This is a genomic window from Serpentinimonas sp. SSL01, from assembly GCF_056323735.1.
Window position 1 is genome coordinate 1325325 of record NZ_CM150487.1, and the last position, 13470, is coordinate 1338794.

Annotated in this window: 13 protein-coding genes; 8 read left to right on the forward strand and 5 right to left on the reverse strand. The window is 68.8% G+C overall.

From position 1 onward, the window contains the following. The first annotated feature begins 130 nt into the window (after nucleotides 1–130). Nucleotides 131–679 carry a flagellar export chaperone FliS gene (gene fliS / locus ACVMK0_RS06290; RefSeq protein WP_476463282.1) on the forward strand — a complete coding sequence of 183 codons (549 nt, stop codon included), beginning with the start codon at nucleotides 131–133 and terminating at the stop codon, nucleotides 677–679. Between the two features lie 49 nt (nucleotides 680–728). Here fliS and thiD read toward each other — a convergent pair whose 3' ends face one another. Beyond that, entirely contained in the window at nucleotides 729–1601 is an 873-nt protein-coding gene (gene thiD / locus ACVMK0_RS06295; RefSeq protein WP_476463283.1) for a bifunctional hydroxymethylpyrimidine kinase/phosphomethylpyrimidine kinase, read from the reverse strand. Between the two features lie 190 nt (nucleotides 1602–1791). On the opposite strand from thiD, the gene ACVMK0_RS06300 reads away from it, so the two are divergent. The 7 genes from ACVMK0_RS06300 (at nucleotide 1792) to ACVMK0_RS06330 (ending at nucleotide 8906) form a co-directional block, all read left to right on the forward strand. Further along, nucleotides 1792–2919, forward strand: a complete 1128-nt coding sequence (locus tag ACVMK0_RS06300; RefSeq protein ID WP_476463284.1) for an FAD-dependent oxidoreductase — start codon at nucleotides 1792–1794, stop codon at nucleotides 2917–2919. Nucleotides 2920–3003: 84 nt separating this feature from the next. Beyond that, complete coding sequence (gene thiS, locus ACVMK0_RS06305) at nucleotides 3004–3240, forward strand: sulfur carrier protein ThiS (RefSeq protein WP_476463285.1); 237 nt, start codon at nucleotides 3004–3006, stop codon at nucleotides 3238–3240. 16 nt (nucleotides 3241–3256) lie between these two features. Next, nucleotides 3257–4102, forward strand: coding sequence for a thiazole synthase (locus ACVMK0_RS06310; protein ID WP_476463286.1), 846 nt, complete (start codon nucleotides 3257–3259; stop codon nucleotides 4100–4102). A gap of 29 nt (nucleotides 4103–4131) precedes the next feature. Further along, nucleotides 4132–5166, forward strand: a complete 1035-nt coding sequence (locus tag ACVMK0_RS06315) for a thiamine phosphate synthase (protein ID WP_476463287.1) — start codon at nucleotides 4132–4134, stop codon at nucleotides 5164–5166. 81 nt (nucleotides 5167–5247) lie between these two features. Then, nucleotides 5248–6444: an amino acid aminotransferase gene (locus tag ACVMK0_RS06320; RefSeq protein ID WP_476463288.1), complete on the forward strand. Its 1197-nt coding sequence runs from the start codon at nucleotides 5248–5250 to the stop codon at nucleotides 6442–6444. A gap of 157 nt (nucleotides 6445–6601) precedes the next feature. After that, nucleotides 6602–8008 carry a polyhydroxyalkanoate depolymerase gene (locus ACVMK0_RS06325; protein ID WP_476463289.1) on the forward strand — a complete coding sequence of 469 codons (1407 nt, stop codon included), beginning with the start codon at nucleotides 6602–6604 and terminating at the stop codon, nucleotides 8006–8008. Beyond that, nucleotides 7929–8906: an RnfABCDGE type electron transport complex subunit B gene (locus ACVMK0_RS06330; protein ID WP_476463290.1), complete on the forward strand. Its 978-nt coding sequence runs from the start codon at nucleotides 7929–7931 to the stop codon at nucleotides 8904–8906. The genes ACVMK0_RS06325 and ACVMK0_RS06330 overlap by 80 nt, the downstream gene beginning before the upstream one ends. Here ACVMK0_RS06330 and bioB read toward each other — a convergent pair. The 4 genes from bioB to bioA are packed head-to-tail and all read right to left on the reverse strand — an operon-like array spanning nucleotide 8891 to nucleotide 13445. After that, nucleotides 8891–9994: a biotin synthase BioB gene (bioB, locus tag ACVMK0_RS06335; RefSeq protein WP_476463291.1), complete on the reverse strand. Its 1104-nt coding sequence runs from the start codon at nucleotides 9992–9994 to the stop codon at nucleotides 8891–8893. The genes ACVMK0_RS06330 and bioB overlap by 16 nt on opposite strands. 31 nt (nucleotides 9995–10025) lie before the next feature. Further along, nucleotides 10026–10778: a dethiobiotin synthase gene (gene bioD, locus ACVMK0_RS06340; protein ID WP_476463292.1), complete on the reverse strand. Its 753-nt coding sequence runs from the start codon at nucleotides 10776–10778 to the stop codon at nucleotides 10026–10028. Further along, nucleotides 10775–12004, reverse strand: coding sequence for an 8-amino-7-oxononanoate synthase (bioF, locus tag ACVMK0_RS06345; RefSeq protein ID WP_476463293.1), 1230 nt, complete (start codon nucleotides 12002–12004; stop codon nucleotides 10775–10777). The genes bioD and bioF overlap by 4 nt, the downstream gene beginning before the upstream one ends. After that, entirely contained in the window at nucleotides 11970–13445 is a 1476-nt protein-coding gene (bioA, locus tag ACVMK0_RS06350) for an adenosylmethionine--8-amino-7-oxononanoate transaminase (protein WP_476463294.1), read from the reverse strand. The genes bioF and bioA overlap by 35 nt, the downstream gene beginning before the upstream one ends. Nucleotides 13446–13470: the final 25 nt, after the last annotated feature.

Genomic DNA, 13470 nt, shown 5'->3' on the forward strand with positions numbered 1-13470 from the left:
GGCAGATCATCTGGAAGGCTACTAGCTTGCTTGCCCGGCCTGATTGATTTTTAAGGCAACCACTTCTCAAGTTGCCACCGAATCTGGCCGATATAAAGGCATCAACATCGTTTGCCCCAAGGCCAGCTCCATGAACACTTCCGCTCACCGCTCTGCCCGCACCTACGCCGCTGTGGGGCTCGATAGCCGTGCCGACGCCAATGGTCCGCACGAGGTTGCTTTGCTGTTGTTCGAGGGCCTACTCGACCGCATCCGCTTGGGTAAGCTGGCCATGGAGCAGCACGATCTGAACAACAAAATTCGCCACATCAACAAGGCGTTGCAAATTTTGGGCGAGGGCTTGCGCACGCACCTCGACATCAAGGCCGGAGGCGAACTGGCGCAGCAGCTCGACACGCTCTACGCCTACTGCTCGGTGCGGCTGCTGGATGCCAACGCACACAACGACGCCGCTGCGCTCGACGAGGTGCACAGCCTGATCAAGCCGCTGGCCGATGCGTGGCGTGAAGCCCGCCCGGCTGCGGGTGCGCCTGGCACCGAGTTGCCTGCAACGCCGCTGGATGCAGGCAACGCCACCGCCGAGGCCACTGCCCCTTACCCCGGAAATTATGGTGCGGGCCGTAGCAGCAGCGGCGCGTCATCGGGCTTGGGCGGCACGCTGCTTCGCTACGCAGCATAAGCTGACGCAACATCCAAATCCACGCGAGCGCTTGCGACGCGCTTGCGATTCAGCTGCCCACCCGCCGCAGCGCCAGCGGGGCAAAACCGTGGTTGAGCGGGCCGTGCCCGGCGCCGATGCGCGCACCCGCGCCGGCCTCGATGGCGGCGCGCACCCAAGCGTGTGCCGCCTGCACCGCTTGCGGCATGGGCTGGCCGAGCGCCAGTTGCGCGGCGATGGCCGCAGCCAGGGTGCAGCCGGTGCCATGGATGTTGCGGCTGGCGATGCGCGGCCCGCGTAGGCGCAGCCAAGAAGCAGAGGGGGTGCCGGCGCAAGCCAGCACATCGGTTAATTGCTCGCCCTGCAGGTGGCCGCCCTTGAGCAGTACGGCGCGCGCACCCAGCGCCAGTAGGTCGGCGGCGGCGGCGTCCAGCGCCGCTTCGCCGGTCAGGGGGCGCGCCAGCAGCAGCGCGGCCTCGTCGAGGTTGGGTGTGACCAGGCTGGCGCGCGGGAACAGTTCGGTGCGCAGCAGGGCCACGGTCTCGGGCTCGATCAGCGCGTCGCCGCTGGTGGCGACCATCACCGGGTCCAGCACCACCCAGGGCGGCGCGTAGCGGTCCAGCGCGCGAGCCACCACCCGCACCACGTCGGGCGCGTGCAACATGCCGATCTTGACCGCATCGACGCCGATGTCCTCAAACACCGCGGCCATCTGCTGCTCCAGAAAACTGGCGGGCACGGCGTGGATGGCGCGCACCCCAAGCGTGTTTTGCGCCGTCAGCGCGGTGATGGCGCTCATGCCGTAGCAGCCCAGCGCGGCAAAGGTTTTGAGGTCGGCCTGTATGCCGGCGCCACCGCCGCTGTCGCTGCCGGCGATGGTGAGCACTCGCGCGTAGCGCCACGGTTGGCTGGAAAGTGGAGCGTGGTCTGGGGCAGGCAACATGGGGGTTTCTTGAGGTGCGTCAAATACCATTATGGGTGCATGGGGGGCTGCACCAGAGCCGCAGCAGGCCCATGGTATATTTTCCCGGCTCCACCAGCGGCTGTACCGCCTGTACCGCGCAGCAGCCCAGACCGCGCCGCCCGAAGCTGGGTGGTTGCACCGATTTTTCCACACCGCCCACTGCCCCACCATGCCTGCCAACCGCCCCCACCCCGCCCCGGTGCTCATCTTAGGTGCTGGCCTGCTGGGCCGCTTGCTGGGCTTGGGGCTGGCGCGCAGCGGCCACCGGGTCACGATCCACGAAGCGCGCGCCGAATCGGACCAGGGCGCCGCCGCTTGGGTGGCCGCCGCCATGCTGGCGCCGCTGGCCGAAGCCGCCGTGGCCGAGCCCAACGTGGTGCGCATGGGGCTGTACGCGCTGCCGCGCTGGCGCGAGCTCATTGCCTCGCTGCGGCAGCCGGTGTATTTTCAGCAAGACGGCACCCTGATTTTGTGGCACCGCCAAGACGCGGCCGAGGCCACCCGCCTGAACCGCGTCTGGGCGCAGACGGTGCAGCAGGTGCCCGAACTGCAAGCGGCGCAGCCGCTAAACGCGCAGCAACTCGCCGCCCTCGAGCCCAGCGTGGCCGGGCACTTTCAGAGCGGGATCTATCTGCCCCAAGAGGGCCAGCTCGACAACCACCAGCTGCTGCAGGCGCTGGCGGCCGAATTGCCAGCTCTCGGCGTCGATCTGCACTGGCAGCAGCCCACCAGCTTGGCCCAAGCGCAAGACTGGCAACGCACGCACGGCGGCTGGGTGCTCGACTGCCGTGGCCTAGGAGCGCAAGCCGACTGGGCCGCCCCGGAACAGCCGCTGCGCGGGGTGCGCGGCGAGGTCGCCTGCCTGTACGCCCCCGGCGTCACGCTCCAGCGCCCGACGCGGCTGCTGCACCCGCGCTACCCGCTGTACATCGCACCCAAACAAGACCATTTTTTCGTCGTCGGCGCAACCCAGATCGAGTCCGAGGATTTGTCGGAGGTTAGCGCGCGCTCGGCGCTCGAGCTGCTCAGCGCCGCCTATGCGGTACACCCCGGCTTTGGCGAGGCGCGCATCGTCGGGCTGCAAAGCCAGTGCCGCCCCACCCTGCCCGACCACCAGCCGCTGGTGCGCGAGTGCGCGCCGCAGGTGCTGCAGATCAATGGCCTGTTTCGCCACGGCTACCTGATCGGGCCGGCGGTGTGCGACGCGGTGCTCGAGTACGTGCAGCAGGGCCAGCGCGATCTGGCCGAGCGGCTCGAATTGCGCTTCGAGCCCTGCACGGTGGCGCAGACGGCTTGATGCACACTTCGGGAGGCCGGCTTTGATGCTGGCTTTGATGCCTGCCTCGATGCCCGCTTTGGCTGCACCCTAGACCATTTCCCCATGACCGCCCCTTCTGCCGCCCCCCCCTACCCCGCCCCGCTGCGCGTGTGGCTCAACCAGCAAGCGCTGGAGCTGCCCGCAAGCGCCACGCTGGCCGATGCGCTGGCCGCTGCGCGCCCAACCGAGCCCTTTGCCGCCGCCCTCAATCTGCAATTCGTCCCCAAAAACCAGTACGCGCAGACTGCGCTGGCCCAAGGCGACCGGATCGAGCTCATTTCCCCCGTCACCGGCGGCTGAGCGCGCCGCTTGCAGCATGAACCCCACCCCCGCCGCCACCCCCACCCCACCGCCCCCGGCACATGCGGCCCCCGCCGCCGACCCCCTGATCCTCTACGGCCAGCATTTTTCCAGCCGCTTGTTGCTGGGCACGGCGCGCTACCCCTCGCCCGCGCTGCTCGAGCAGGCCGTGGCGGCCGCGCAACCGGCCATGCTCACGGCTGCGCTGCGGCGCCAGAGCGCCGCCAACGCCGAGGCCAGCCGCAGCTTCTGGACGCTGCTGCAAAACATGCAGACGCCGCTGCTGCCCAACACCGCCGGCTGCCACAGCGTGCAAGAGGCCATCAGCACGGCCGAAATGGCGCGCGAGCTCTACGGCACCGACTGGATCAAGCTCGAAATCATCGGTGACGACTACACCCTGCAGCCCGACACCCTCAACCTCGTCGGCGCCGCCGACCAGCTGCTGCGGCGCGGCTTCAAGGTGCTGCCCTACAGCACCGAAGACTTGGTGCTGTGCCTGCGCTTGGTCGATGTCGGCTGCCAAGCCGTGATGCCATGGGCGGCACCCATCGGCACGGGCAAGGGGCCGCTGAACCCGCTGGCGCTGCGCACCCTGCGCGAACGCGTGCAGGTGCCGCTGATCGTCGATGCCGGCCTGGGCCTGCCCTCGCACGCCTGCCAGGTGATGGAGTGGGGCTACGACGGCGTGCTGCTCAACACCGCCGTGGCGCTGGCGCTCGACCCGGTGCGCATGGCGCAGGCCTTTGCCACCGCCGTGCGCGCCGGGCGCGACGCTTTTCTGGCTGGCACCATGAGCCCGCAAGACAGCGCCCAACCCAGCACGCCGGTGCTGGGCACACCGTTTTGGCACCAGCCCTAAAAGGCCTCAGAGCGCTCTAGACCGCCTCAATGCACCACCCCACCCCCGCCGTGGCCTACGCCCTCGCCGCCCCCGCCACCCTCGACGCCTTGGTGCGCCAGCACGCCGCTTTGGCGATCGAAGCCCAAGCCGACCCCGGCGCCATCCCCGCCAGCGACAGCGCCTACGACGTGGCTTGGGCCGTGGCGCGCCGGCTCGGTTTCATCGAGTCCGACGCCGCCGTGATCGCGCAGGCTTGGGGCCAGCGCAGCGCGCGCGAGGGCCACTGGCGCGCCGACTGGCCCGACGACCCGCTGGACTTTGGCTTGGGCACGGCGGCTGCAGCAACCCAGCCCGGCAGCGCCGCCGAGCACCCAGCCGCAACCAACAGCCCCCCGCCCTTTGCCTCCCACCCCGACGGGCTGGGCCTGTACGCCGTTTTGCCCAACGCCGCTTGGGTGCAGCGCATGGCCGCCGCCGGCGTACCGACACTGCAACTGCGCTACAAACCCAGCGCGAACCCCGGCCCCGGCACCCCGCCCGAGGCCGAAGTTCTGGCGCAAGTGCGCGCCGCCGTGGCTGCGGTAGCGAGCACGGCCAGCCGTCTGTACATCAACGACCACTGGCAAGCCGCCATCGAAGCTGGGGCCTACGGTGTGCACCTAGGCCAAGAAGACCTCGATGCCCTGGCGCCCGAGGCCTTGGACGCGCTGCGCAGCGCCGGTTTGCGGCTGGGCATCAGCACCCACGGCTACGCCGAACTGCTGCGCGCCGCCGCTCTGCGCCCGAGCTACATCGCGCTGGGCGCCGTGTTTCCCACCACCCTCAAAGCCATGCCCACCGCACCCCAAGGCTGCGCCCGGCTGCGCGCCTACGCCCAACTGCTGGCGCGCCTGCGCCCGGCCATCCCCACGGTGGCCATCGGCGGCATCGGCCTCGAGCACTTGGGTGCCATCGCCGCCAGCGGCGTCGGCTCCTTTGCCGTGGTGCGCGCCCTCACCGCCAGCCCCGACCCCGCCGCCGCTGCCCAAGCGCTGCAGCGGCGCTGGGCAGAACTCGCTGCCCAGCGTCACCCACCACAGTAAAATCTAGGCCACTGCGCCCGGCCGCGAGCGCTCATGCGCCCGTGCGCTTCAACCCACCCTCAACCCACTGCCCTTACCACCATGTCCCTTTTTGCCGCCGTCGAAATGGCCCCGCGCGACCCGATTCTGGGTCTGAACGAGCAGTTTGCCGCCGACCCCAACCCGCACAAGGTGAATCTCGGCGTGGGCGTCTATTACGACGACAATGGCAAACTGCCGCTGCTGCAATGCGTGCAGCAGGCCGAGCGCGCCATGCTCGAACACCCGGCCGCGCGCGGCTACCTGCCCATCGACGGCATCGCCGCCTACGACAACGCGGTCAAGGCGCTGGTCTTTGGCGCCGACAGCGAGCCCGTGCGCAGCGGCCGCATCGCCACCGTGCAGGCCATCGGCGGCACCGGCGGGCTCAAAATTGGCGCCGACTTTCTGCGCAAGCTCAAGCCCGGCGCCCAAGTGCTGATCAGCGACCCGAGCTGGGAGAACCACCGCGCCCTCTTTACCAGCGCCGGCTTCGACGTCGGCAGCTACGCCTACTACGACGCCAAGCGCCTGGGCATCGACTTCGAGGCCATGCTCGCCAGCCTGCAAGCCGCCAGCCCCGGCAGCATCGTGCTGTTGCACGCCTGCTGCCACAACCCCACCGGCTACGACCTCAGCCCCGAGCAGTGGGACCGCGTGGTGGCGGTGCTGCAGGCGCGTGGCCATACGCCCTTCCTCGACATGGCCTACCAAGGCTTTGGCCACGGCATCGCCGAAGACGGCGCCGTGATCCAGAAGTTCATCCAATCCGGGCTCGACTGCTTCGTCGCCACCAGCTTTTCCAAGAGCTTCAGCCTCTATGGCGAGCGCGTGGGCGCGCTGTCGGTGCTGTGCCAAAGCAAGGACGAAGCGGCGCGCGTGCTGTCGCAGCTCAAGCTCGTGATCCGCACCAACTACTCCAACCCGCCCACCCACGGCGGCGCGATCGTGGCCGTGGTGCTCAACGACCCGACCCTGCGCGCCCTGTGGGAGCGCGAACTGGCCGAGATGCGCCTGCGCATCCAGTCGATGCGCGCGCGCCTGGTGGCCGGCCTCAAAGCCGCCGGTGTGCAGCGCGACATGGGCTTCATCACCCAGCAGATCGGCATGTTCAGCTACTCGGGCCTGAGCAAAGAGCAGATGGTGCGTCTGCGCAGCGAGTTCGGCGTCTATGGCACCGACACCGGCCGCATGTGCGTGGCCGCGCTCAACAGCAAAAACATCGATTACGTCTGCCGCTCGATTGCCGCGGTGCTCTAATGGCTGGCGCATGCAAGCGCCCCTCGAACCTGCCCTCTGTGGTTGCTTGTGCCGCTTTCGTCGCTCGCCCACCCGTGTTGTCGCTGAAAGGTCAGGACAAAATCAGCGCGGCCTGATATATTGTTGCTGCACTGCACTATTTTTACGAGGTGAGCCGATGCTGTACCAGATTTATGAAAACCAGCGCTCGCTGATCGAGCCCTTTTCCGACTTTGCGCAAATGACCGCCAAGTTGTTTGCCAACCCGCTCTCGCCGCTGGGCCAGGTGCCGATGGCGCAACGCATCGCCGCCGCCTACGACCTCGTGCACCGCTTGGGCAAGGACTACGAAAAGCCTGAGTTCGGCATCCGCCACGTGGACATCGAGGGCCAGCACGTGGCGATCGACGAGCGCATCGAGATCGACAAGCCCTTTTGCGAGCTGCGCCGCTTCAAGCGCTTTTCTGACCACCCGGCCACGCTGACCCGGCTCAAAACCCAGCCCGTGGTGCTGATCGTGGCACCGCTGTCGGGCCACTACGCCACGCTGCTGCGCGACACCGTGCGCACCATGCTGCGCGAGCACAAGGTCTATATCACCGACTGGAAGAACGCGCGCATGGTGCCGCTGTCCGAAGGCGATTTTCACCTCGACGACTACGTCAACTATGTGCAGGAGTTCATTCGCCATCTGCAGCAAAAATACGGCAACTGCCACGTCATCAGCGTTTGCCAGCCGACCGTGCCGGTGCTCGCGGGGGTCTCGCTCATGGCCAGCCGGGGCGAACTCGCGCCGCTGTCCATGACCATGATGGGCGGCCCGATCGACGCGCGCAAATCACCCACTTCGGTCAACAACCTGGCAGCGCAGCGCAGCTTCGAGTGGTTCGAGAACAACGTCATCTACCGCGTGCCGGCGAGCTTTCCCGGCGCTGGGCGGCGCGTCTATCCGGGTTTTTTGCAGCACAGCGGCTTTATCGCCATGAACCCGGACCGCCACGCCAGCAGCCACTACGACTACTTCCGCGACCTGATCAAGGGCGACAACGAGAGCGCCGAAGCACACCGCCAGTTCTACGACGAGTACAACGCCGTGCTCGACATGGACGCGCACTACTACCTCGAAACCATCAACACCGTGTTCCAAGAGTTCAAACTCGTCAACGGCACTTGGGATGTGCGCAACGAACAGGGCGAGCTCGAGCGCGTGCGGCCGCAAGACATCAAGCACACCGGCTTGCTGACGATCGAGGGCGAACTCGACGACATCTCGGGCTGTGGCCAGACGAAAGCTGCACACGGGCTGTGCACCGGTATCGAAGACCCGGAGCAGCGCCACTTCGAAGTGCCGGGTGCCGGGCACTACGGGATTTTCAGCGGCCGGCGCTGGCGCGAGCAGGTCTATCCGGTGGTCAAGGCCTTTATTGTCGAGCACGAACCGAAGTCGGCCGCGGGCATCGAGGCGGCGCGCTTGGGCGCGGCAGAACTCGACGACGGCGATTCGGATGAGACCGCTGCCGCCCCCGCCGAACCCTCCAGCGCCCCACGCCGGCGCACGGTGCGCAAACCCGCTGCCGGTGGCTGACAACTTAGAGGCTGAGAGGCAATTGGACGTGTCCGAAAGGGCGCTCCAAGGCGCCGCCGGCAAGGCGCAAAGCACAGCCGTAGCCCGTGCTACGGCGCGCATTTGCAACGCCGCTGGCGGTGTTTTGGGGCGTCAAGGCGGGCATGAGCGATTGCCTTTCAGCCTCTTAGTCGAACGCCTCGACGCGCTGCTGCCGCAGACGCAGTGCCGGCGCTGCGGCTACCCAGACTGCCGCAGCTACGCCCAGGCCTTGGCCGCCGGCACTGCCGAAATCAACCAGTGCCCGCCGGGTGGTGAGGAAGGTGTGGCGCGCCTGGCCGCCCTGCTGGGCCGCCCCGCCCTGCCGCTGAATCCGGCCCACGGCCTCGAGGGCCCCATGACGGTGGCGGTGATCGACGAGCAGTGGTGCATCGGCTGCACCCTGTGCCTCAAGGCCTGCCCGACCGACGCCATCGTGGGCGCACACAAGCGCATGCACACCCTAATCGACGCCTATTGCACCGGCTGCGATCTGTGCCTGCCGGTGTGCCCGGTGGACTGCATTCAGATGGTTCCGGTGGCGGCCGCAAATGGCGCTCAAGGCGATCAAGGTATCCACGGCACGGCCACCACGGCCACCGGCTGGGCCGCTTGGAGCCCGGCGCAAGCCGAGCAAGCCCGCCAGCGCTACATTGCCCGCCAAGCGCGCCTGCAGCGCACCGAGGCAGCGCACCAAGCGCGCCTGCTGGCCAAAGCCGAGGCCAAACTGGCCGACCTGCCCGCGCACTCCAAACACACCGACCCGGTGATGCTGGAGCGTAAACGCACACTCGTCGAGGCGGCGCTGGCGCGCGCTCGGGCGGCTCAGGCCGCTCGGGCACAAGAGCGGCCACTCGACGGGAATCAACCAGCCACTTGATCGGGTGCCGGCTGCGGCGCCTCGGGCGCGGCGCCCTGCGCGCGCAGCCCCAGGCGGGCAAACAGGGCGCGGTCGCGCGCCGCTTGTGGGTTGGCGGTGGTGAGCAGCCGATCGCCATAAAAAATCGAATTCGCCCCGGCGGCAAAGCACAGCGCCTGCAGCGCGTCGTCCATCTGCTCGCGCCCGGCCGACAGCCGCACCAGCGCAAGCGGCATGGTGATGCGCGCCGCCGCGATGGTGCGCACAAACTCGAACGGATCGATCGGCTCGGCGTCGGCCAAGGGGGTGCCGGGCATGGGCACCAGGTTGTTGATCGGCACCGACTCGGGGTAGGGTTCGAGGTTGGCCAGCTGCGCCAGCAAGCCGGCGCGTTGCGCGCGGGTTTCGCCCATGCCGACGATGCCGCCACTGCAGACCTTGATGCCGGCCGAGCGCACGTGCTCGAGCGTGTCGAGCCGGTCTTGGTAGGTGCGCGTGCTGATGATCTGGCCGTAAAAATCGGGCGCGCTGTCGAGGTTGTGGTTGTAGTAATCGAGCCCGGCGGCTTTGAGCTGCTGCGCCTGCTCGGCCTCGAGCATGCCCAGCGTCATGCAGGTTTCGAGCCCGAGCGCGCGCACGCCCTGCACCATTTCGGTCACGCGCTGCAGATCGCGCATCTTGGGGCTGCGCCAGGCCGCGCCCATGCAAAAGCGGCTCGCGCCTTGGGCCTTGGCGGCGCTGGCGGCTTGCAGCACCTCGTCGAGCGGCAGCAGCTTGCTGGCCTCGACGCCGGTGTCGAAATGCGCCGACTGCGGGCAGTAGCCGCAGTCTTCGGCACAGCCGCCGGTCTTGATCGAGAGCAGGGTCGAGAGCTGCACCGCGTTGGGGTCGAAATGCTGCCGGTGCACCTGCTGCGCCTGGTGCAGCAAGTCCATAAACGGCAGTTCAAACAGGGCTTCGATGGCGGCCACCGACCAGCGCGGCGCCGCAGTGGCTTGGGCAGCTGTGTCGGCAGCCTTGGTGGCCGCGTGGCGGGCGTCTGCACCCGGCGCAGAGCCGCCGGCACGGCGCAGGGCAGAGACATCGATCGGGGTGGCGCAAGTGCTCATAGGGTGGGTTCGTAGGGCTAAAAAGTTGGTCTTAGGCTGGCGGTAGGCCAAAGAGGCGGCGCAGTGCGGCGTCATCTAGGTGCGCGGCCGCCGCTTGGGCCATTTGGGCTGCACCAGCTGGAGCCAAGCGCGGCAGCACGCCCAAGCACGGGCTCTTGTGGCGGCGGGCAAACTCGTGCCGCAGCGTGGCGATGTTCTCGGTCAAAAAAGGCATGTCGGGGTCGAGCGTGTTGGCCACCCAGCCGCCTAGGCGCAGGCCGCGCGCACGGATGGCTTCGGCGGTGAGCAGCGCGTGGTTGATGCAGCCCAAGCGCAGCCCCACCACCAGCACCAGCGGCAGGCCGAGGGCGCACATCAGGTCGGAGCTGTCCCAGTCTGGGCCCAGCGGCACGCACAGGCCGCCGGCGCCTTCGGCCACCACACAGTCCACCTGCTGCGCCAGCGCGTAGGCGCCGTCGCGCAAGGCGGCGAAGTCGATCTGCCGGCCCTCGAGCGCGGCCGCAATGTGCGGTGCACAAGCGGTGCGCAGCTGCAGCGGCCCCACCTGCTCGGGGCGCACCCCGGGCCAGCCTGCGGCCCACAGGGTCTGCACGTCTTCGTTGAGCCAGCGGCCGTCCACCTGCTCCATGCCCGAGGCCACCGCTTTGTAGCCGGCCGCGCGCAGGCCTTGCGCGCCCAGCCAGTGCAGCAGGCCAGCGCTGACGCGGGTTTTGCCGACTTCGGTGTCGGTGCCGGTGACGAAGCAGCCTTTCAGCGGCTGACCGGGGATAGGCGGGAGGGTCATGAAGGCAGTTCCTGCAAAGACGCGGCCAGCGCCGCCAACAAACGGTCCAGTTCGGCCTGGGTGTGGCTGGCGCTGAAGGTCAGCCGCAGGCGCGCGCTGCCCTCGGGCACCGAGGGCGGGCGAATGGCCGGCACGCGCAGGCCACGCGCCTGCAAGGCGGCGTCTAGGGCCAGCGCGCGTGCATTATCGCCGACGATCAGCGGCTGGATGGGGGTGCGCGACTCGAGCAGGTGCAGCTGCGTCGGCGCCCCGCCCTGCCCGCTCTCCATAGGCTCCAGCAGGGCTTGCACGCCGGCGCGCCAGCGCCCGATCAGGGCCTCGAGGTGTGCGCGGCGCACGGCGCCATCGGGGCCTTCGATCAAATCCAAGCTGCTCTGCAGGGCGTGCGCCAGCGCGGGCGGCAGCGCCGTGGTGTAGATGTAGGTGCGGCCGCGCTGCAGCAGCCACTCGACGATGCTGGGGTGCGCGGCCACGAACGCCCCGTAGGCGCCCGCCGCCTTGCCCAGCGTGCCCATGTAGATCAGGCGCTCGCTGCGCAGCCCAAAGTGCTCCAAGCTGCCGTGTCCGCGCGCGCCCAGCACGCCAAAGCCGTGCGCGTCGTCCACGATCAGCCAGGCATCGTGCTGCTCGGCCAGTTGCAGCAGCGCGGGCAGGTCGGCCAAGTCGCCGTCCATGCTGAACACCGCATCGGTGACGATGAGTTTGAGCGGCGTGCTGCAGCTTTGCAACTGCTGCGCCAGCGCGGCGAGGTCGGCATGGGGATAGCGCTGCACCGCGGCTTTGGACAGGCGCGCGCCGTCGATCAGCGAGGCGTGGTTGAGCTGGTCGCAAAACAGCGTGCTCGAGGCGTCGCCCAGGGCCGTGAGCAGCGCGAGGTTGGCCGCATAACCGCTGCCAAAGAGCAGCGCGCGCGCGCCCGGTATGTGCGCCGCCTGCCAAGCCGCCAGCCGCTCTTCGAGCGCCGCATGGGCTTGGGTGTGGCCGCTCACCAAGTGCGAAGCGCCGCTGCCCACGCCCCAGCGCCGGGCGCCGTCGGCCAGCGCTTGCGCCAGCGCCGGGTGGTTGGCCAGCCCGAGGTAGTCGTTGCTGCAAAAGGCCAGCAGCGGGGCCGCGCTACCTTGCAGCTGCAGTTGCGGCTGGCACGGAGTGGTTTGGATGCGCAAGCGCCGCCGCAGCGCCGCGGCGTCGAGCTCAAGCAACTGACGGTTCAGGTGTTCGATCAGCATCGGGGGGGAGTGCAGCGCCGGGGTCAGCAGCCAGCGCGGGGTTTAGGGTGTCGTGCAGGGTATCGTTCAGCGTATCGATCAGGCGTGCGCCCAGCCAGCGTGCCAGCGCCTCATCGAGCACGTAGGGTGGCATCAGATAGACGGTGCGCCCGATCGGGCGCAGCAGCAGCTCGTGCCGGCGCCCGACCAGGTGCAGGCGCTCGGCAAAGCGCGCCGGCGCGTGTTCGGCGCGCACGTCGAAAGCCCAGATCATGCCGCAGCGGCGCAGGTGCTCGAGGCGCGGGTCATGGGCCAGCGAAGCCAGCGCGGCATCGAGCACCGTCGCCACGCGGGCGTTGTCGCCCAGCACGTCGCGCTGCTCAAAGTGGTCGAGCACCGCCAGCGCGGCGCGGCAGGCCAGCGCGTTGCCGCTGTACGAGTGCGAGTGCAGGAAGCCGCGCGCCACCTCGTCGCTCAAAAAAGCGCGGTAGATGGCGTCGCGGCACAACACCACCGACAGTGGCAGGAAGCCGCCGGTGATGCCCTTCGAGAGGCACAGCAGATCGGGCCAGATGCCGGCTTGCTCGCAGGCAAAAAAGCTGCCGGTGCGGCCAAAGCCGACGGCGATTTCGTCGGCGATCAGGTGCACCTGGTAGCGCTCGCACAATACGCGCGCACGGCGCAGGTAGTGCGGGTGGTGCATGGCCATGCCGGCCGCGCCTTGCACCAGCGGCTCCACGATCAGCGCCGCGATGTGCGCGTGGCGCTGCGCCAGCAGGGCTTCGAGCGCGGCCGCGGCGCGCTCGGCCGCGGCGGCGGCGTCTTCACCCGGTTGCGCCAAGCGCGCATCGGGCGAGGGCACGAGGTGCGCGCCGCCATAGAGCAGCGGTGCATAGGCGTGGCGAAACACCGGTACGTCGGTCACGGCCAGCGCGCCCAGCGTCTCGCCGTGGTAGCCGCCTTGCAGGCAGACGAATTCGCGCTTGTCCGGCTGGCCGCAGTTGCTCCAATGGTGCATGCTCATCTTGAGCGCGATTTCCACCGCCGATGCGCCGTCGCTGGCAAAAAACAGGTGCCCGAGTTCGCCGCCGGTGCGCGCGCTCAGGCGCTCGGCCAGCTCCACCGCCGGCGCGTGGGTGCAGCCGGCCAGCATCACGTGCGGCAGCTGGTCGAGCTGGGCCTTGATGGCGGCGCCAATGCCGGGGTCGGCGTGGCCGAACAGGTTCACCCACCAGCTGCTGCTGGTGTCGAAGTAGCGCCGGCCCTCGTGGTCGTGCAGCCACGGGCCGCTGGCGCGCGCCACGGCCAGCGGCGGCACGGCGGCGGCGCGCTGCATCTGGGTGCAGGGGTGCCAGACGCTGGCGAGGCTGCGCTGCTGCCAGTTGGCGTTGGGCGAGCCGGCCGCAGGCTCCAAGGTGCGCGGAGCAGCACCATCGGCTCCGGCATCGCAGGGGGTTTGCATCAAAATGAATCGCTAGTTGCTGGTG

Coding starts and splice junctions, on each gene's coding strand:
- fliS (WP_476463282.1), top strand. CDS start 131: ATGAACACTTCCGCTCACCGCTCTGCCCGCACCTACGCCGCTGTGGGG.
- thiD (WP_476463283.1), bottom strand. CDS start 1,601: ATGTTGCCTGCCCCAGACCACGCTCCACTTTCCAGCCAACCGTGGCGC.
- ACVMK0_RS06300 (WP_476463284.1), top strand. CDS start 1,792: ATGCCTGCCAACCGCCCCCACCCCGCCCCGGTGCTCATCTTAGGTGCT.
- thiS (WP_476463285.1), top strand. CDS start 3,004: ATGACCGCCCCTTCTGCCGCCCCCCCCTACCCCGCCCCGCTGCGCGTG.
- ACVMK0_RS06310 (WP_476463286.1), top strand. CDS start 3,257: ATGAACCCCACCCCCGCCGCCACCCCCACCCCACCGCCCCCGGCACAT.
- ACVMK0_RS06315 (WP_476463287.1), top strand. CDS start 4,132: ATGCACCACCCCACCCCCGCCGTGGCCTACGCCCTCGCCGCCCCCGCC.
- ACVMK0_RS06320 (WP_476463288.1), top strand. CDS start 5,248: ATGTCCCTTTTTGCCGCCGTCGAAATGGCCCCGCGCGACCCGATTCTG.
- ACVMK0_RS06325 (WP_476463289.1), top strand. CDS start 6,602: ATGCTGTACCAGATTTATGAAAACCAGCGCTCGCTGATCGAGCCCTTT.
- ACVMK0_RS06330 (WP_476463290.1), top strand. CDS start 7,929: ATGAGACCGCTGCCGCCCCCGCCGAACCCTCCAGCGCCCCACGCCGGC.
- bioB (WP_476463291.1), bottom strand. CDS start 9,994: ATGAGCACTTGCGCCACCCCGATCGATGTCTCTGCCCTGCGCCGTGCC.
- bioD (WP_476463292.1), bottom strand. CDS start 10,778: ATGACCCTCCCGCCTATCCCCGGTCAGCCGCTGAAAGGCTGCTTCGTC.
- bioF (WP_476463293.1), bottom strand. CDS start 12,004: ATGCTGATCGAACACCTGAACCGTCAGTTGCTTGAGCTCGACGCCGCG.
- bioA (WP_476463294.1), bottom strand. CDS start 13,445: ATGCAAACCCCCTGCGATGCCGGAGCCGATGGTGCTGCTCCGCGCACC.